The 17,631-nt window shown below is 69.6% G+C and carries 18 protein-coding genes and 1 pseudogene; 5 read left to right on the top strand and 14 right to left on the bottom strand.

What is annotated here, in order from left to right:
- Nucleotides 1-87: 87 nt before the first annotated feature.
- The 3 genes and pseudogenes from nuoK to AB0I15_RS18440 all read right to left on the bottom strand — a co-directional run.
- Nucleotides 88-387, bottom strand: a pseudogene (gene nuoK, locus AB0I15_RS18450) (NADH-quinone oxidoreductase subunit NuoK); the annotation flags it as partial.
- Nucleotides 387-1,163, bottom strand: coding sequence for an NADH-quinone oxidoreductase subunit J (locus tag AB0I15_RS18445; protein WP_358096353.1), 777 nt, complete (start codon nucleotides 1,161-1,163; stop codon nucleotides 387-389). The pseudogene nuoK and the gene AB0I15_RS18445, both read right to left, overlap by 1 nt.
- Entirely contained in the window at nucleotides 1,160-2,194 is a 1,035-nt protein-coding gene (locus AB0I15_RS18440) for a 4Fe-4S binding protein (RefSeq protein WP_358096350.1), read from the bottom strand. The genes AB0I15_RS18445 and AB0I15_RS18440 overlap by 4 nt, the downstream gene beginning before the upstream one ends.
- A gap of 315 nt (nucleotides 2,195-2,509) precedes the next feature.
- Between AB0I15_RS18440 and AB0I15_RS18435 the strand changes: the two genes are divergently transcribed.
- Nucleotides 2,510-3,871 carry a protein kinase gene (locus tag AB0I15_RS18435; protein WP_358096347.1) on the top strand — a complete coding sequence of 454 codons (1,362 nt, stop codon included), beginning with the start codon at nucleotides 2,510-2,512 and terminating at the stop codon, nucleotides 3,869-3,871.
- Nucleotides 3,872-4,650: 779 nt separating this feature from the next.
- Here AB0I15_RS18435 and AB0I15_RS18430 read toward each other — a convergent pair.
- From AB0I15_RS18430 to ndhC, 7 genes are all read right to left on the bottom strand, one after another.
- The gene (locus AB0I15_RS18430; protein WP_358096345.1) at nucleotides 4,651-5,577 is read right to left on the bottom strand and encodes a hypothetical protein; all 927 of its coding nucleotides are present in this window, start codon (nucleotides 5,575-5,577) and stop codon (nucleotides 4,651-4,653) included.
- 62 nt (nucleotides 5,578-5,639) lie between these two features.
- A complete protein-coding gene (gene nuoH, locus AB0I15_RS18425; protein ID WP_358096342.1) occupies nucleotides 5,640-6,581 on the bottom strand; it encodes an NADH-quinone oxidoreductase subunit NuoH in 942 nt (313 codons plus the stop codon).
- Nucleotides 6,574-7,113 carry an NADH-quinone oxidoreductase subunit C gene (locus AB0I15_RS18420; RefSeq protein ID WP_358096339.1) on the bottom strand — a complete coding sequence of 180 codons (540 nt, stop codon included), beginning with the start codon at nucleotides 7,111-7,113 and terminating at the stop codon, nucleotides 6,574-6,576. Before AB0I15_RS18420 ends, nuoH begins: the two co-directional genes overlap by 8 nt.
- Nucleotides 7,110-7,586, bottom strand: a complete 477-nt coding sequence (locus tag AB0I15_RS18415; RefSeq protein WP_358096440.1) for an NADH-quinone oxidoreductase subunit B family protein — start codon at nucleotides 7,584-7,586, stop codon at nucleotides 7,110-7,112. Before AB0I15_RS18415 ends, AB0I15_RS18420 begins: the two co-directional genes overlap by 4 nt.
- Before the next feature lie 103 nt (nucleotides 7,587-7,689).
- Complete coding sequence (locus AB0I15_RS18410) at nucleotides 7,690-8,310, bottom strand: hypothetical protein (protein WP_358096336.1); 621 nt, start codon at nucleotides 8,308-8,310, stop codon at nucleotides 7,690-7,692.
- Nucleotides 8,286-8,633 (bottom strand): hypothetical protein, encoded by a 348-nt coding sequence (locus AB0I15_RS18405; RefSeq protein WP_358096334.1) that lies wholly within the window; start codon nucleotides 8,631-8,633, stop codon nucleotides 8,286-8,288. Before AB0I15_RS18405 ends, AB0I15_RS18410 begins: the two co-directional genes overlap by 25 nt.
- Nucleotides 8,634-8,682: 49 nt before the next feature.
- Nucleotides 8,683-9,054, bottom strand: coding sequence for an NADH-quinone oxidoreductase subunit A (gene ndhC, locus AB0I15_RS18400; RefSeq protein WP_358096331.1), 372 nt, complete (start codon nucleotides 9,052-9,054; stop codon nucleotides 8,683-8,685).
- A 106-nt stretch (nucleotides 9,055-9,160) separates the two neighbouring features.
- On the opposite strand from ndhC, the gene AB0I15_RS18395 reads away from it, so the two are divergent.
- The 4 genes from AB0I15_RS18395 to AB0I15_RS18380 all read left to right on the top strand — a co-directional run bounded on the left by AB0I15_RS18395 (nucleotide 9,161) and on the right by AB0I15_RS18380 (nucleotide 13,768).
- Complete coding sequence (locus AB0I15_RS18395; protein ID WP_358096328.1) at nucleotides 9,161-10,636, top strand: polysaccharide deacetylase family protein; 1,476 nt, start codon at nucleotides 9,161-9,163, stop codon at nucleotides 10,634-10,636.
- Between the two features lie 33 nt (nucleotides 10,637-10,669).
- A complete protein-coding gene (locus AB0I15_RS18390; RefSeq protein WP_311132193.1) occupies nucleotides 10,670-10,759 on the top strand; it encodes a putative leader peptide in 90 nt (29 codons plus the stop codon).
- A 125-nt stretch (nucleotides 10,760-10,884) separates the two neighbouring features.
- Nucleotides 10,885-12,729: a 2-oxoacid:acceptor oxidoreductase subunit alpha gene (locus tag AB0I15_RS18385; RefSeq protein WP_358096325.1), complete on the top strand. Its 1,845-nt coding sequence runs from the start codon at nucleotides 10,885-10,887 to the stop codon at nucleotides 12,727-12,729.
- A gap of 1 nt (nucleotide 12,730) precedes the next feature.
- Entirely contained in the window at nucleotides 12,731-13,768 is a 1,038-nt protein-coding gene (locus AB0I15_RS18380; protein ID WP_358096438.1) for a 2-oxoacid:ferredoxin oxidoreductase subunit beta, read from the top strand.
- 31 nt (nucleotides 13,769-13,799) lie between these two features.
- Here AB0I15_RS18380 and AB0I15_RS18375 read toward each other — a convergent pair whose 3' ends face one another.
- The 4 genes from AB0I15_RS18375 to AB0I15_RS18360 are packed head-to-tail and all read right to left on the bottom strand — an operon-like array spanning nucleotide 13,800 to nucleotide 17,623.
- Entirely contained in the window at nucleotides 13,800-14,492 is a 693-nt protein-coding gene (locus AB0I15_RS18375; protein WP_358096323.1) for a hypothetical protein, read from the bottom strand.
- Nucleotides 14,489-15,439 carry an NAD-dependent epimerase/dehydratase family protein gene (locus AB0I15_RS18370; protein WP_358096320.1) on the bottom strand — a complete coding sequence of 317 codons (951 nt, stop codon included), beginning with the start codon at nucleotides 15,437-15,439 and terminating at the stop codon, nucleotides 14,489-14,491. Before AB0I15_RS18370 ends, AB0I15_RS18375 begins: the two co-directional genes overlap by 4 nt.
- Nucleotides 15,436-16,731, bottom strand: a complete 1,296-nt coding sequence (locus AB0I15_RS18365; RefSeq protein ID WP_358096317.1) for a nucleotide sugar dehydrogenase — start codon at nucleotides 16,729-16,731, stop codon at nucleotides 15,436-15,438. Before AB0I15_RS18365 ends, AB0I15_RS18370 begins: the two co-directional genes overlap by 4 nt.
- A 28-nt stretch (nucleotides 16,732-16,759) precedes the next feature.
- Complete coding sequence (locus AB0I15_RS18360; RefSeq protein ID WP_358096314.1) at nucleotides 16,760-17,623, bottom strand: endo alpha-1,4 polygalactosaminidase; 864 nt, start codon at nucleotides 17,621-17,623, stop codon at nucleotides 16,760-16,762.
- Between the last annotated feature and the right edge of the window lie 8 nt (nucleotides 17,624-17,631).

Raw genomic sequence — 17,631 nt, 5'->3', positions numbered from 1 at the left:
TCGGGTGGGTGCGGCCATGCTGTCCGGGCGGAGCTCTTCTCCCTGGTCGGGTGGGGTCGTCTCCTGGCCGGGGTAGGTGGCGGGCTCGGCCAGGTCGCGGAGGTGATCGATGTCGACGGTGCGGCGGTTGCGGTAGAGCGCCAGCACGATCGCGAGGCCCAGGCCCACTTCCGCGGCTGCGATGACGATGACGAAGAGGGTGAGGACCTGGCCGCTGTGCAGGCGGTCTCGCAGCCACACGTCGAACGCGACCAGGTTGAGGTTGACCGCGTTGAGCATCAGCTCCACGGACATCAGCACGAGGATCGTGTTGCGGCGGGCGAGCACGCCGTAGACGCCGATGGAGAAGAGGAGCGCGGAGACTACCGCCGGGTAGACGATGTGCACTAATGACCCCCGGTCTGATCGGGCGGTGTGCTGCCCAGGGTCCGGTCGGGTGGTGAGGACCTCCCCGGCTGATCGGGGGCGGTGGCGATGTCGGGCCGGCCTGGGGCGGTGTCGCTGCTGTCGAGATGAGCGGGGGTGGCGCTGTTGGGCGGGTGGAGCTGCGAGGTGCTTGCGGCTGGGCCGGGGGTTGAGGCGTTTCCCGCCGTGCTGGGGGCTGGGGTGGGGCCGGGGTGGTCTGGGGAGGCGCCCGGGATGTCGGTGCGGGACAGGACGATGGCGCCGATCAGTGCGGCCAGCAGGAGCACCGACAGCGCCTCGAACGGCAGCACCCAGGTGGCGAACACGCTGGCGCCCAGTTCTTTCGCGGCTCCGGCGCCGGGAGTCAGGGGGGTGTAGGCCGTACGGAAGCCGTCGATGACCACCGTGACCAGGATGGCCGCCGTCACCACCGCCACCAGGGCCGAGACCAGCCGGTTGCCGCTGTCGAGATCGGCGGAGCGGCCGATGGGAGCACGGGTGAGCATGATGCCGAACAGCAGCAGCACCACCACCGCGCCCACGTAGATCAGCACCTGGACCCAGGCGACGAACTCGGCGGTCAGCACGAGGTAGCCGCCGGCCAGGGCGCCGAAGCAGACGACCAGCCACAGGGCGGCGTGGACGAGCTGTTTGGTCGTGACGACGAGCAGGGCTGATCCAACCGCTACCGCGCCCAGCAGCAAGAAGACGATTTCTTGCCCGGTGGGTGACAGGTAGGAGGGCACCACCTCGGTCACGACTCCTCCTCGGACTCCCTCGTGTCGTCAGGGCCGAGCCGCCCTGGCGGTCGGATGGACCGTGGATCGGCCATCTTGCGTTGGCGGGGGCTCGCGGCAGAAGTCTGCTCCTCCGGCTCGGACTCCGGTCGCGGTTCGTCCGAGGCTGTGGACAACTTTCCTGGAGGCGGTTGTCCTGTGGATGAAGCTTGGCCCTGAGGGGGCTGGTCTGCGGCGGATCCGGGCGACGGCTCGTTCGCGGCCGATGAGGCGACGTCCGGGTCTCCCCCGGCCGGCTCGTTCGCGGCGGGTGGGGTGGCGCCTGGGTCCTGCCCTGTCGGCTCGTTCGCGGCCGATGAGGGCGTGTCTGGGTCTTCCCCGGCCGGCTCGTTCGTGGCCGGTGGGGTGGAGGGGTCGTCCTGGGGCGGGAGGGCGCCTGGGGGGCGGATGCCTCGTACGTTCGTCATGGGCCGGCGAGGGCGGTCGCCTGGGGTGCTCGACGGCGGCGGGGAGGCTGGCTGTGGCGCCTTCGTGGTCGAAGGCGTGTCTGAGGGCTCGGCCGTGTCCGAGGCGCCGGGGGTGGGGTCTGCCGCTGGGGGTGGGGACTCGGGTGACGGGGCTTCCGGGGTCGGCTTGGCGCCTTCCTTTGGGGCGGGGGAAGCGGTTGTACGGGCGGGGCGCGCGGCGGTCGTACGGGCTGGGCGGTCCGGGGTCGGGCGGCGGGGGGCGGCCGTCAGTTCCTTGGGAGGTTCGGCGCCGAGGTCGTGAGGTGGGGGTGGGGGGACCGTTTGGGTCCAGGTGGCGAGCTTGTCCTTTTCGTGGAGGAGGTTGCGGATGTCGCCTTCCGCGTACTCGAACTCCGGGGACCAGAAGAGGGCGTCGAAGGGGCAGACCTCGATGCAGATGCCGCAGTACATGCACAGCGCGAAGTCGATCGCGAAGCGGTCGAGCACGTTGCGCTGGCGAGCGCGGCCGCCCTCGGGGGCGGGGATGGTCTCCTTGTGGGAGTCGATGTAGATGCACCAGTCGGGGCACTCTCGGGCACAGAGCATGCAAGAGGTGCAGTTTTCCTCAACTAGGGCGATAACTCCTCGACTGCGGGGCGGAAGCGCTGGCTTGACCTCGGGATACTGCTGCGTAACCGATTTGCGCAGCATGTGGCGAAGGGTGATGGACAGCCCCTTTGCCAGTCCGACTCCCGGTATCCGCGCCATGGTTCAACATCATGACGTACTTGGCCGCGCAGGTGAATGAGCCAGAGCGTTGTCCCCAGTTTTTCCACAGCCGTCCACAGGAAGAGGGGAGGTTATCCACAAGCTGTGTGCATGCACCGGTATGAAACACGGCGGGGCGATAGTCTCTCGGCCATGCAGCAGAGCCATCGGATCCGTCCCAGTGGCGGGGCCTGGGCGGCCGCCGTCGCGTGGGCCTGCCTGCCCCTGTTCACGTGCGGTCTGGCGACCCCGTTCTCCATCGGGTTCGCGGCTTTCTGGCTGCGCAGCGTCTGGCATGCCGTGGCCGCGTCCATCTACCTGGTGAGCACCGGCGTGTTCGTGATCGCGGCCGTAGCCTACTCCGAGGTCGAGACGCCTGAGCCGCTGGGCACGGTGTCCACGGTGGGGCTGGCGGTCAGCTGGCTGGGCGGGATCATCCACTCCGGGATCCTGGTGCCTTTCATGGTGCGCGCCCGGCAGGGGACGGTTCCCGCGTACCAGCACATGGACCTGCGGCAGCGGACCACCGCGCCCACCTTTCAGCCTCGGCACGGCGAGCCCTATCAGCGGCGATCCGGGGAGGCTCATCAGGGGCGCGCCCCAGACCCTCATCACGGCCGGGCGGGTGAGCCTCATCATGGCCGGTCCGGGGAACCGCATCATGGCCGGTCCGGGGAGCCGCATCGGCCTCGGCACGAGGAGACCCATCGGCCGCGGCGTGAAGAGTCCCATCGGCGGCGGCCCGGGGAGCCCGAGTGGATCGGGCACTATCGGGTGCTCCAGTCGCTCGGACGCGGTGGGCAGGGGACGGTTTATCTGGCCGCGGCGCCCAACGGGACACGGGTCGCCGTGAAGGTGCTGCACGATCTGGTCGACGAGATGGCTCGGGCGCGGTTCGCGCGGGAGGTGGAGGCGGCCCAGCGGGTGGCGACGTTTTCCACAGCCCGTGTGCTGGATGTGAACATCACGGGGAACCACGCGTACATTGTCAGCGAATATGTGGAGGGGCCGTCGCTGGAGCAGCTCGTCAAGAAGCGTGGGCCGCGTGACCAGGACAGTTTGACGCGGCTGGCGTTGTCCACGGCGGGGGCGCTGGCGGCCATCCACAAGGCGGGGATCGTCCATCGTGATTTCAAGCCGAGCAATGTGCTGATCGGGAACGACGGGCCTCGGGTGATCGACTTCGGGATCGCGCGGGCGCTTGACCAGGTGACGATGACGTCCGGGAAAATGGTGGGGACGCCGCCTTATATGTCGCCTGAGCAGTTGACCGGGGAGACTGTGGGGCCGGCTTCCGATGTGTTCAGCTGGGCTGTGACGATCATGTTCGCGGCTACGGGGCGGCCGGCGTTCGGGGAGGACACGGTGCCGGCGGTGTTCAATCGGGTGCTCACCTTTCATCCGGATTTGTCGCCGTTGCCGCCGGGCTTACGGGCAATCGTGGGGGCTTGTTTGAACAAGCGGCCGGATGAGCGTCCTTCGGCTTCGGATGTGATGTTGGCGATCGTTCGCTGACGCTCGTTGGTTTGTGATTTTGGTTGGTGGCTGGGTTCTTGCTGGTTGGTGGTGGTGGTGGGTTTGCCGCGAGGGGCGTCGGGGGTTTGAGGTGCGTGCGCTTAGGTGGGGTTCGAAGGCGCTGGTGTGAGGTGGCCTGAGGCCGGGGTGGGTGTTACGGGATTCGGGATGCGGATTGAGCGGTCCAAGCGTGTGGGCGTGAGGTGTATCCCTGGGCAAACGGTAAACGGGTCCGGGTTGGAGTGGCACGGGTTCGAGTGTGGTGAATGGCGCGCAGGCCGGGTGAGGGCGCGGGTGGGGGTCTGGTGAACGACGTCTGGCGGAGCGTTCCTCGTGCCACAAGGTCGCTGAGGAATTCGGTGAACTGCTCGCCGACATGGCGGCCCTGGACGCCGCTCCGCCGGAAAAGGCGCCTGCCAGGCTGCGCGGCATCACTGAGCGCGCCGGTGCGCTGCACCCCGTCGAAGGGCTACTCGGTGAGCGGCGCGGTGTGCTGGAAGCGGCGTCGGCGCGGCTGGCCGAACTCGACCGCGAGGGGCGGCTGACGGTCCCGCTCGAGTCGCTCCTGGGCAGTTACGTACATCTTCACCTCAACCGGTTGCTCACCGCCGCGGACCCGGCCGAGTCACATCTTCGAACGCACCCGCCGCAGCCTCGCCATAGCGCCCCTGAACCTCAACGAAGCCACAGCGCCCCCGAACCGCCCGAAGTGAGCGAGCCGACGGACGCCGGCGACGGTACCGGGGGTACCCGGGGGGCTCACCTCGTCATCAATGGGTTCAAGGGGTGGCGTTCTTGCTGTCCTTGGTCAGCGTCAGATACTCCTCGCGCGACACCCGATGCACGGCCAGCATGAGCGCGTGGCGTCTGGCGAAGCGGTCCGTCTCCTCCGGGGACCAGCGGCCCGGGAGGTGGTGGAGGGAGCGGCCGAAGCGGTCGAGGACGAGCAGGCCCGTCAGGCCGTCGTAGTGGTAGAGGAGCAGGCTGAACGCCTGCCCGGGATTCTCCCCCAGGCGCAGGTTCGCCGTGACCTCGTTGCCGTGGACGATCTGGAGCCGGCTCCCGGATTTGGTGCTGAGGCAAGGGCCCCCGGGCGGCCCCAGAACGGTGCCGCGTTTCGTGCGCCAGCGATGCGCCCGCACCGATGCCGGGCGGAGCAGCAGTAATACGGGGCTGAAGGCCACGACCAGCCATTTGGCGTCGAGAAGGTCGAGGATCAGGCGGCCGATCGAGGACAGGCCGCGCCAGGCGGTCCACATTCCGAGCGACGCCAGGTACGCCATCAAGGCCACTCCGGCGACGGCCACGCAGATGCCCACCGGTTTTCGCCACTTGGCCATGGAGGGCAGCGGAAGGCCGCGGACGCGCTGCCAGCCGGGGGCGCGGGCGGCCAGGACGGCTCGCGTCTCCTCGGCGGCGTGGCCGCGGGCGTCCTCCAGCGGGATCGCCGCCTTGAGGGCGAAGTCCCGCAGGTGGGGCGGGTGCCAGTCGCCGGGTAAGTCGAGCAGCACCAGGCCGTCGGGGTCAAGGGCGGCCAGGCCCTGAACGCCGTCATGGTCGTAGTGGTAAAGGCGGGCCGGCGCCACGCGTACGGAATGGCCGGTGGCCTTGTCCGTGACGATCAGCGTCCGGTCTTGAGAGGTGAGAACGGTTTTCGGGCATCGGCCGCTCTTGGTCGCGCCCGCGCATGGAAGGAGTTGATTCACTCGTCATTCCCCCTGAGGCCCCCTGCCCAGGAATGACGAATAAGTCGGAAATAAAGTTTCCGTCAGACGAGAACTCTGACGATTCCCGTGAGCGCCAATTGCACCAGGGCCAGCGGGACGAGAACGGCCCAGGCGAGTTTCTGCAGTTGGTCCTCGCGGAGCCGGGGATAGGTCACCCGCAGCCAGATGACCACGAACGCCAGCAGGAAGACCTTGACCAGGGTCCACAACCAGCCGGGCAGGAACGGGCCCTGCCAGCCGCCCAGGAACAACACCGTGGTCAGGAACGACAGGACGACGATCCCGGCGTACTCGGCGAGCATGAAGAGCGCGAAGCGCATGCCCGTGTACTCGGTCATCGGGCCCATGATGATCTCGGACTCGGCGATCGGCATGTCGAACGGGGGCCGGCGCAGCTCGGCCAGGCCCGCCATGAAGAACACCACGCCGCCGATGGCCTGCCACGGCAGCCACCACCACTGCCACGCCTCGACGATCCCGGGGATCGACAGCGTGCCCGCCGCCATGGCCACCGACGAGGCCGCCAGGACCAGCGGCAGCTCGTACGACATGAGCTGGGCCGCCGACCGCATCCCGCCGAGCACCGAGTATTTGTTGGCCGAGGCCCAGCCCGCCATGATCGAGCCGAGCACTCCGATGCCCATGACGGCGAGCACGAAGAAGAGGCCGAGGTCGAGGTCGACGGCCACGAGGTCGCGGTCGAGCGGGATGGCGATCAGCACGACCAGGTAGGGGACCAGCGCCACCCCGGGGGCGATCATGAAGATGCGGCGGTCGGCCGCGGCCGGGATGATGTCCTCCTTCTGGGCGAACTTCACCCCGTCGGCGATGAGCTGCGCCCAGCCGTGGAAGCCGCCCGCGTACATGGGGCCGAGGCGCGACTGCATGTGGGCCATGACCTTGTGCTCGGTCTGGCCGATGATCAGCGGAAGCACCAGGAAGACGACGATAATGACGGCGAAGCTGATGACGACCTCAAGCATCGGGCGGCCCCCAGTCGGCTGGAACTCCTGGCGGAAGCGTCTTGCGGCGGCTCGGCGCGCCGTGGCCCGACTCGCCGGGCTCCTTGGCGCCGGGCCACGGCTTGGCCACGCGGGCGGCCAGGATGAAGTCCTTGCGCAGCGGGTGGCCCTCGAAGCCGTCGGGCAGCAGCAGCGGGACCAGGTAGGGGTGGCCGTCGAAGATCACGCCGAACATCTCGTACGTCTCGCGCTCGTGCCAGTTCGCCCCGCGGTAGACGCCCACGGCGGTGGGCAGGTGCGGGTTCTCGCGCGGCACCCGGGTGCGCAGCAGCAGGCGCCGCCCGGCCGCCTGGTTGTAGACGTGGGCCACGATCTGGAAGGACTCGGGCGGGTCGTCGACGCCGGTGAGCCAGTCGAAGAAGGTGTGGCCGAGCTCGTCGCGGACGTAGATCAGCAGCTCGATCCAGTCGGCGGGGGCGACGTCTGCGGTGGTGTCGCCGTAGGACTCGGTGATCTGGACGCGGTCGCCGAACCGCTCGGCGAGGCCGCTCACGCCTCCTCCGAGGAGCTCGTGTGGGAGCGGGACCAGATGTAGCGGTCGCTGAGCTTCTCCCCCGCGATCTTCTCCTGGAGCTTCATGATGCCGTAGAGGAGGGCCTCCGGCCTGGGCGGGCAGCCGGGTACGTAGACGTCGACCGGGATGATCTGGTCGACGCCGTTGGTGACGCAGTAGGAGTCCCAGTAGGGGCCGCCGGAGTTGGAGCAGGCACCGAACGAGATCACGTATTTCGGGTCGGGCATCTGCTCGTAGAGGCGCTTGACCGCCGGGGCCATCTTGTCGGTGACCGTGCCCGAGACGATCATGAGGTCGGCCTGCCTGGGGCCGTTCGCGAACGGGATCACGCCGAAGCGGATGAAGTCGTGCCGGCTCGTCGAGGCCGCGATGAACTCGATGGCGCAGCAGGCCAGCCCGAAGTTGAACACCCACAGGGAGTAGCGGCGGCCCCAGTTGAGCACGAAGCGCATGGGCTTGGGCGCCAACCTGGAGAGGGCGCCCACAGTGGGCATCGGGAGATCCGTTCCTGCCATGTGGTCCATTCTGGCCCGGATCACATGGCAGGCCAAGGAATCAGTGGTACAAGGCCGACTGGGCATCCTCTCTGACGGCGCGGGCCACCCGCTCGGCGGGCCGTTCGAGCTCACGCTCGATGACCTCCATCTCCGTCGCGCGCACCCGCGCCTCCGGGTACGCCAGCCCCGCCACCCACTCCATCCGCAGGTACGTCGCCGGATGCGTCTGGTCCACCCGCAACTCCTCCAGGCGGCCGGCGCGGCGGCGGCGTTCGAGCTCGGAGTCCGGCACCCCGTCCACGGCCGCCCGCAACGACGCCCACAGGTCTTCGGGTTTCACGAAATGGGCGCTCGTCTCCAGGAACCTGACGGCGGAGTGCGCCCTGGTGGCCAGCCCGTCCAGCAGCGACCCCATGGCCGCCGCGCCCGCCGCCCTGGCCCCCGGCTGCCAGTCGAACCTGGTCACGTCGTGCAGCACGCCGAGCGAGTGCATCGCGCTGCTCACGACGAGCCCGTGGCGGCCGTCGCCGTTGCTCGAATGGGCCATCTCGTGGGCGAGGAGCGCCACGCGTTCCTGCGGGGTGAGGATCAGCCACAGCGGGTAGCCGATCTCGACCACGCGCCGCCGCCGGCCGTAGATCCGGAACGAGGCGTTCACCGCGCCGCTGAGGGCCACCACGTCGGTCCGGGGCGCCCCGACCTCGGTGCCGATCCGGTCGAGCAGGGCGAACAGGCCGGGCGCGTCGTCACGGGTGAGACGCTCGGCGCCCTCCGGGAAGGGATCGAGCGGGGGCGCAGCAGCCAGGCCAGGTCCAGGGCCACGAGGGCGAGCAGGACGAGGAACAGCGTCCAGCGTGTCAGGAGGTAGACGCCGAGCAGCAGGAAGGCGGGCGCGAGAAAGTGGGTCACCCCGGCGAGGGCAAGACTCGCGATCCTGGCCAGGCCCACGGGCGGCCCCGCGCCCGGCCGGTCCGCCGGCGACGGGGACCGGTGCGCGCCCATGATGTCGTCGTGCAGGCCGCGGACGAGTCAAGGTGCCAGAACCCGGGGCCTAGGTCCAGGTCAGGACGCGCTTGCGCCAGGCGTACAGGATGCCGAGGGCGATGAAGCCGAGGAAGACGAACATCTCCACCAGCGTGGTCATTCCGTAGCCGGGCGCGTCGAAGACGGTGGCCCAGGGGAACAGGAAGACCGCGTCCACGGCGAAGACGACGTAGAGGTAGGTGAAGACGTAGTAGCGGACCTGCGACTGGGCCCAGCCCTCGCCGACCGGATCGACCCCGCACTCGTACGTGGTCAGCTTCTCGGGCGTGGGCCGGGTCGGGCGGAGGAGGCGGTTGGCGAACAGGGCGCCCGCCACGATGGCGACACCGATGGCGAGCAGCGCGGCGACGAGCACGTAGGACCCGAAGTAGCCGTCCATGACGTGATCGTAACCCAGGAGACCGGTACCCACCCAGGTCAAAGCCTCTGGAGCTATCCCCCCAAATCGGGGTAAATAGAAAGATCAGCACCATACCCTGACATGCATGCACATATCGCGATTCTCTTCCGGAATCGCTCTGCTGGCCCTCTCGGCCTCAGGCTGCGGGCTCGCCGCCGCCGCCCCCGGGAGGGACGTCGTGGTCCCGGCAGAGCCGACGCTGATCGACTTTGTCGACCCGGCGGCCATCGTCGGCCTGTCCACCAGGACGCTCACCGAAGGTGACACCACCGACGGCGGATACGTGCACATCAACTACCCCGAGCTGGCCGACGCCCCGGCACTCAACAAGGCCCTGCGCGCCCAGGCGGAGCGGCAACTGCGCGACTTCCGCGCCCGCACCGCGGGCGAGCCCCGCTTCCCCCGCCCCGAGCTGAACGTGGACTGGCAACTGGCCGCCGCCTCCCCCGAGGCCGTCGCGGTACGGCTGCGCACCGGTGAGTCCGTGGGCGCCGACTGGGGCAACGCCACGCGTACGTACTGGTTCGACCCGCGCAAGGGCAAGGCGGTCGGCTCGACCGGGCTGCTGTCCGGCGGCGACGCGCTCGAACGGCTGGCGGCCCTGGTCAAGGCCCGGCTCGAGAAACGCGGGTCGCAGGTCGAGCGGGACGGCCTGACGGCCGGCAGCGACGTGTTCGACTCCATGGCCTTCAACCGGCGCGGTGACCTCGTCGTCGAATTCGACGACTGCCAGATCGGGCCCTGCTCGCTCGGCCGCCTGGCGGTGGCGGTGCCCGCGGGGATGGTCATGCCCCTGCTGTCGGATCTGGGCCGGCGAGCGCAGGAGAGCGTGCGGGAGGCCGCCAAGACCACCGTGGCCGACACGCCGCACCTCGCCCCCACGGCCGGGCCCGACGCCGTCAGCAACCGGGCCGGGGGCGTGGACTGCGCCAGGGCCAAGTGCGTGGCGCTGACGTTCGACGACGGGCCGGGGCCGGACACCGGCCGGCTGCTGGACCTGCTGCAGGAGACGGGGACGCGGGCCACGTTCTTCACCGTGGGCAGCAACGCCGCCGCCCAGCCGGGGCTGCTGCGCCGGATGAGCGCGGAGGGTCACCTGGTCGGGAACCACAGTTGGGGGCACAGGGACCTGTCGAAGCAGGCGCGCAGCAAGGTCGCCGACTCGCTCCTGCGGACCCAGGAGGCCGTGTCCGCGGCGATCGGGCAGACGCCGACGCTGGTGCGGCCGCCGTACGGGGCCGTGAGCCAGGAGTTGCGCGACGTCGCCCGCGAGATGGGGTTGTCCCTGGTCAACTGGGACGTCGACGCGGATGACCAGGGCGGGGGCGACGCTGCCCACATAGCGGACCGGACCGTGCGCTCGGCCCACCCAGGTGCGATCATTCTTATGCACGACATCCATCGGGAAACCGTTGATGCGGTTCCGGACATCCTCAAACGGTTGCGCGGGAAGGGTTACAGCTTCGTCACCGTTCCTGAGTTGTACGGCTCTGTGGGGATGCAGGCCGGACGCCTGTACAGGTCGGGGAATGAGCTGCCGGGTAAGCAGCCCCTGACGTAGCGCACGTAGTGGGGGGACGTATAGTTGGCGCTCGTGACCCGAACCGTCCTGTTCGCCCGCCTGCATGTAGACCTCTGCAGGCTCGCGTCCGGGCTGTGTCGTCGTTCTCCCACCTCGCCCTGACTGACTCCGACCGCGTTTACCCGCTTTACGCGGCATGCAAACGCGTGACCTTCCGAGGATCTAGCATGGAAACAGAGAACGCGCCTAAGGCAACCGCGCACTGGCGCGTCGAGGAGGACTGAGCTGTGACAAAGCAGGTCCAGCAACTCGACCGCGTGATCATCAGGTTCGCTGGAGACTCCGGCGACGGCATGCAGCTCACCGGCGACCGTTTTACGGCGGGCACGGCGGAGTTCGGCAACGACCTGTCGACGCTCCCCAACTTCCCCGCTGAGATTCGCGCACCCGCGGGCACCCTGCCCGGTGTGTCGAGCTTTCAGCTCCACTTTGCGGACCACGACATCCTCACGCCCGGCGACGCGCCCAACGTGCTCGTCGCGATGAACCCGGCCGCGCTCAAGGCCAACCTGGGCGACCTGCCCAGAGGCGCGGACATCATCGCGAACATCGACGAGTTCACCAAGCGCAACCTGCAGAAGGTCGGCTTCGACGCCAATCCGCTGGAGGACGATTCGCTCAGTGAGTGGCGGGTGCACGCGGTCCCGCTGACCTCGCTCACCGTGAAGGCCCTGGAGGGTTTCGACCTGTCCAAGAAGGACGCGGAACGGTCGAAGAACATGTTCGCCCTCGGCCTGCTGTCCTGGCTCTATCACCGGCCGACCGAGCACACCATCAAGTTCCTCGAGCAGAAGTTCGCCAAGAAGCCCGACATCGCCAAGGCCAACATCGCGGCCTTCCAGGCGGGCTGGAACTACGGCGAGACGACCGAGTCGTTCTCGGTCTCCTACGAGGTCAAGCCCGCGCGCCTGGCGCCGGGCGTCTACCGCAACATCTCCGGCAACCAGGCCCTGGCCTACGGCCTGATCGCGGCCTCGGTGCAGTCGAAGCTGCCGCTGTTCCTGGGCTCCTACCCGATCACCCCGGCCAGCGACATCCTGCACGAGCTGTCGAAGCACAAGCGCTTCGGCATCCGCACCTTCCAGGCTGAAGACGAGATCGCGGGCGTCGGCGCGGCGCTCGGGGCCGCGTTCGGCGGCGCGCTGGGCGTGACCACCACCAGTGGTCCCGGTGTGGCGCTGAAGGCCGAGACCGTCGGTCTCGCGGTCACCACCGAGCTGCCGCTGATCGTCGTGGACGTGCAGCGCGCGGGGCCGAGCACCGGCATGCCGACCAAGACCGAGCAGACCGACCTGCTGATGGCCATGTTCGGCCGCAACGGCGAGTCCCCGCTGCCGATCGTGGCGCCGATGTCGCCGAGCGACTGCTTCGACGCGGCCGTCGAGGCGGCCCGGATCGCGATCAAATACCGCACGCCGGTCATGCTGCTTTCCGACGGCTACCTCGCCAACGGCTCCGAGCCGTGGCGCCTGCCCGAGGTCTCGGAGCTGCCCGACATCTCGCAGGAGTTCACGACCGAGCCCAACGGCGCCGACGGCGAGTTCCTGCCGTTCAAGCGCGACACCGAGACCCTCGCCCGGCCATGGGCCATCCCCGGCACCGCCGGGCTCGAGCACCGCATCGGCGGCATCGAGAAGGCCGACGGCACCGGCAACATCTCCTACGACCCGAACAACCACGACCTGATGGTCCGCACGCGAGCCGCCAAGATCGACGGCATCGACGTGCCCGAGCTGGAGGTCGACGATCCCGACGGCGACGCCAGTGTGCTCGTCATCGGCTGGGGCTCGACGTACGGGCCGATCGCCGCGGCCGTCCGGCGCATCAGGAAGAGCGGCGGCAAGGTCGCCCAGGCCCATCTGCGCCACCTCAACCCGCTGCCCGCCAACACCGGCGAGGTCCTCAAGCGCTACGACAAGGTGCTGCTGCCCGAGATCAACCTGGGCCAGCTCGCACTGCTGCTGCGGGCGCGCTTCCTCGTCGACGTGATCAGCTACAACCGTGTTCGCGGGCTTCCGTTCAAGGCCGAGGAGCTGGCCGGAGTCATTCAGGACGTGATCGACAGTGACTGAGCTGATCAACGGGAAGGGCCTGTCGCTCGTTCCCAAGGCCGAGGGCAAGCAGACCCTGAAGGACTTCAAGTCCGACCAGGAGGTGCGCTGGTGCCCGGGGTGCGGTGACTACGCGATCCTGGCCGCGGTGCAGAGCTTCCTGCCCGAGCTGGGGCTCAAGCGCGAGAACATCGTGTTCGTGTCGGGCATCGGGTGCTCGTCGCGGTTCCCCTACTACCTCAACACCTACGGCTTCCACTCGATCCACGGCCGCGCGCCGGCGATCGCGACGGGGCTCGCGGCGAGCAGGCCCGACCTGAGCGTGTGGGTGATCACCGGTGACGGCGACGCGTTGTCCATCGGCGGCAACCACCTGATCCACGCGCTGCGCCGCAACGTCAACCTGAACATCCTGCTGTTCAACAACAGGATCTACGGTCTGACGAAGGGCCAGTACTCACCCACGTCCGAGGTCGGCAAGATCACCAAGTCGACGCCGATGGGTTCGCTCGACAAGCCGTTCAACCCGATCTCGCTGGCCATCGGCGCCGAGGCGTCGTTCGTGGCCAGGACCATCGACTCCGACCGCAAGCACCTGCAGTCGGTGCTGCGCGAGGCGACCGCGCACCGCGGCACGTCGCTGGTCGAGATCTACCAGAACTGCAACATCTTCAACGACAACGCCTTCGAGCAGCTCAAGGACCCCGAGGTCCGCGACGACATCACGCTGCGCCTCGAGCACGGGCAGCCGATCATGAGCACCTCCAAGGCCGTCGTCCGGGCCGCGAACGGCGGCATCGAGGTGGTGGCCCGCGAGGGCGTGAGCGAGGACCAGATCCTCGTCCACGACGCCCACAACCCCGACCCGTCGCTGGCCTTCGCGCTCAGCAGGCTCGACGAGCCGGCCTTCGAGCACGTGCCGATCGGCATCTTCCGCCAGGTCGGCCGCCCGGCCTACGACGAGCTCATGGCCGAGCAGCTCGAGGAGGCCGTGGCCCAGAAGGGTCCCGGCGACCTGAGCGACCTGCTGCTCGGCGGGGACACCTGGCGCATCGGCTAGTCCTTCTGACGGCGCCGCCGCGGCGGCGCCGTCAGATGCGTGACAGCACCTTGTCGCTGACGAAGCAGTGCATGCCGAACTCGCGGGCCCGGCGCCGCGCGAAGTCGCACAGTTCGTCGTTGTCGGCGTAGTCGAGGGCGTACAGGTCGAGGTCGAGGCCGAGCAGGCGTTCGGCGACCGCCGCGTGCACCTCCAGCACGTCGTCCGGCCAGGGCGCGTAGCTCCCGGTGCCGACCCAGCGGGCCGAGAACGACTCGAACAGGATGCCGTCCACCAGCTCCGCGATCTGCGGCAGCAGGCCGAAACCCCGGTTGGCCAGCAGGTACGCCGGCCTGGCCTCCTCCCTGATGGCCGCGATGAGGATGAGCAGGTGCGGCAGGTCCTCCGGGAAGGTCTGCTCGATGTTGAGCGTGTCGAGGAACAGGCCGCTGAACCCGCCGGCGATCGCGCCGGTGGCCTGGTCCACCACGTGCGCCACCCACCGGGGGTCGCCCGTGTGCACGAACGCCCCGCCCCAGTCGGGGTTGCGCTCGGGGCGGTGCCAGGGCGCGGGCGGGCCCACGTCCTCGGTGAGCGACAGGTAGCCGAGGGTCTGGACGCCGCGCTCGCGCAGCAGGTCGAGCTCGGCCCTGGTGTAGAAGTCGGCCTGCAGCACGACCTTGTCGAACCTGGACAGCCGCTCCAGCTCCCCCGCCCCGTAGTAGAACGCGATGGGCTGCGTCATGGCGTCCACGACCTCCGGTACCACTCGTACGTCCTGCGTACCCCCTCCTCCAGGGCGACGCGGGGCTCGTACCCGGTCAGCTCGCGCAGCAGTGTGAGGTCGGGGCAGCGGCGCGCGACCGAGCCGGGCGGGGCGGGCACGTGGCGGATGGCGGGTGCGGCGCCCGCCACGCGCAGGACGAGCTTGGCCAGGTCGCCGATGTTGGTCTCGGCGTCGTTGCCGATGTGCACGATACGTCCGGTGGCCTCGGGCGAGGCCATCAGGCGGAGCACGGCCTCGACGGCGTCGTCCACATAGCAGAAGGCGCGGCTCTGGTCGGCGCCGTACAGGGTGAAGGGGTCCTCGCCGCGGGCCGCCCGCAGCGACAGCTCGGGGATGACGTGGTCGGCGCCCATGCGCGGCCCGTAGACGTTGTGGAAGCGGCCGATGACGGCCTCGAACCCCGTCGCCCGCGCCGCGTGCAGCACCGCGGCCTCGCCGAGGAGCTTGCTGATCGCGTACGTGTACCGCGGCGAGCCCACGTCCTCGATCACCAGGGGCACGCTCTCCGGCGTGGGCACGGGGACCAGGCCCGCGCTGACGCCGCCCGCGTACGCCTCGCTGGTGGAGGCGAAGAACAGCCGGTCGTCCGGGCCGAGCCAGTCGAGCAGGTGCAGCAGCGCCAGCGTGTTGACCCTGATGACGCGGGCGGGCTCGGACTCGACGTTCCGCACGCCGACCACCGCGGCCAGCATGTGGACCTGGTCCCAGCCGTGCTCGATGGCGGCGTACGCGGCCGGGTCGGTGAGGTCGGCCGAGCGCACCTCGACGGCCAGTTCGGCCAGCGCGCGGTCCCTGCGCCCGCGGGAGAAGTCGTCGACGACGGTGACGGCGTGCCCGTCCGCGCACAGCCGCCTGGCCAGGTGCAGTCCGATGAACCCGGCCCCGCCCAGCAGCAGGACTCTCATGGCGTGCTCCCCTTCGCCACGTAGCCGATGCCGGCGTAGCGCACGCCGTGCCTGGTGACGGCGGCCTCGTCGAGGATGCGCCAGGAGTCGAACAGCACCCGCAGCCCGCAGGAGGAGAGCCGGTCCGCGACCTCGATGGCCCGGTAGTCGGGGTGGTCGTTGACCACGATCATGGCGTCGGCGTCCGCGAACGCCTTGTCCAGGCTGACCGGCTCGCCACCGTGGCGCCGGATGACCTCGTCGGAGACCAGCGGATCGTGTCCGCTGACGACGAGCCCGGCGGCGCGGAAGACCGGCATCATGTCGGCGATGGGCGTGCCGCGCATGTCATCGGTCGCCGGCCAGCCCTTGTAGGCCCAGCCCAGCACCGACAGCCTGATCCCCTCGGTGTGCCCGGCCGTCTGCCTGATCAGCTCGACCAGCCGCTCGGCGACGTGCACGGGCAGCCGCTCGTTGAGCGTCCTGGCCCGGTCCACCAGGTAGGGCGGCCGCGGCGAGCTCGCGATCATCAGGTACGGGTCCTTCGACAGGCAACCACCCCCCACGTAACCGGGCCTGGCCAGGTCGGGACGCGGATAGTCGAGGTTGGTGGCCCTGATGACCTCCAGCGGGTCGAGCCCGTGCTGCTCGGCGATCAGCGCCAGCTCGTTGCCGAAGGCGTAGATCACGTCGGTGTGGCAGTTGTTGGACAGCTTCACCATCTCGGCGGTCTCCAGGCCGGAGACGGGCACGATCTGGTCGGCCAGGTCGCGGAAGACCTCGATGCCCGCGCGCAGGCTGTCCTCGTCGAGGCCGCCGATCACCTGGGGCAGCTCGACGATCTCGCGTAGCGCCTGGCCCTGGATCGTCCGCTCGGGGGCCATGACGAGCCTGGGCCGGTCCCAGCGGGCGGCCAGCGCGGGCAGGACGACGGCGCGGCTGGCGCCGATCGGGACCGTGCTGCGCACGACGACCAGGGTGGCGGGGCGCTCGGCGACGTGCTCGGCGGCGGCCCTGAGGTTGCGCAGGTCCGGCTCGCCCATGGCCAGGTCGACGGGGGTGGAGACCGACAGGATGGCGGCGTCCAGCGGCTCGTCGGGGAGCCGGTCGGAGATGTGGACGGTGGTGCCGAGATGGCGCTCGAACGCCTCCTCGACCCCCGGCTCGAAGACGTGGATCCGCCCGTTGGACAGCGCCTCGACGACCCGGGGGCTGGCGTCCACACCGTGGACGACATATCCCTTGCCCGCCATGGCGGCCGTCAGCGTCAGGCCCACGTAACCCATGCCGACAACGCCGACTGTCTTCGGCATCTGGTGCTCCTTTCCATCCGCACGTTCTCTATCCGCAGGGCGGACTGACGCGGTCGAGGTCGACCACGGTGACGTTGCCCGCCAGGCCGTGGCGGCGGTAGCGGGCGCAGGCGGCGGCGACGTTCGCCGGTCGCGTGGCGTAGTCGGTGGCCAGCACGGCCTTGCCCAGCGCGCGCAGCGCCAGGGCGTCGGCCAGGTTCTCCCGGCACCAGCGCTCGGCGCAGGGCTCGTCGGTGGCCTTGAAGAACAACTCCTCCATGCCGATGCCGTCGATGGCCTGGACGTATCCGGGCTGGTGGCGCAGCTCCGGGGAGTTCTGGGGGACGATCAGGAAGCCGGGGCGGGCGCGTTTGGCGTGGTCGCTGATCCGGGCGATCAGGGCGGCCATCTTGCGGGCCAGGCTCTGGCGGGTCTCGCCGGGCACCCTGGCCAGCTCGATCTCCTCGTACGCCAGCGGCGTGTCCAGGTAGGCCCCGTCGAACCCGGCCCTGAGCGCCTGGTCGATCCGCGGCCTGACCACCCGGTCCCACCAGGCGGGCTCCCAGAACCGGACGAAGCGCTCGTCGGGCCAGTCCGGCCAGACGTTGAGGATCAGGTCACCGCCCCGCAGGGCGCGGTACTCGGTCCTGAACGTCTCGATGGAGCCGATCTCGAAGTAGGCCAGCACCCGCTTGCCCCGCGCCCGCACCCGGGCGATCTCGCCGGCGGTGAAGTGGCCGGCGGTGGTGCCGTCTCTCGACAGGTCGACGATGGCGAGCCGGTGCGGGGCGTGCTCGACGGCGTCGAGGCGACCTCCCGGGTAGCCCTGGAGCACGTAGGTGAACGTGGTGGTCTCGGCGAGCGGCGGCGGCGCGCAGGCGGACAGTGTGGCCAGCGCGACGGCTGAACGCATCAGGCTCC

The sequence above is a fragment of the Nonomuraea sp. NPDC050643 genome (genome assembly GCF_040654715.1).
In the GTDB taxonomy this organism is placed as follows: Bacteria; Actinomycetota; Actinomycetes; order Streptosporangiales; family Streptosporangiaceae; genus Nonomuraea.
The sequence above is the reverse complement of the archived record's forward strand: the minus strand, read 5'-3'. Positions and strand labels throughout refer to the sequence as shown.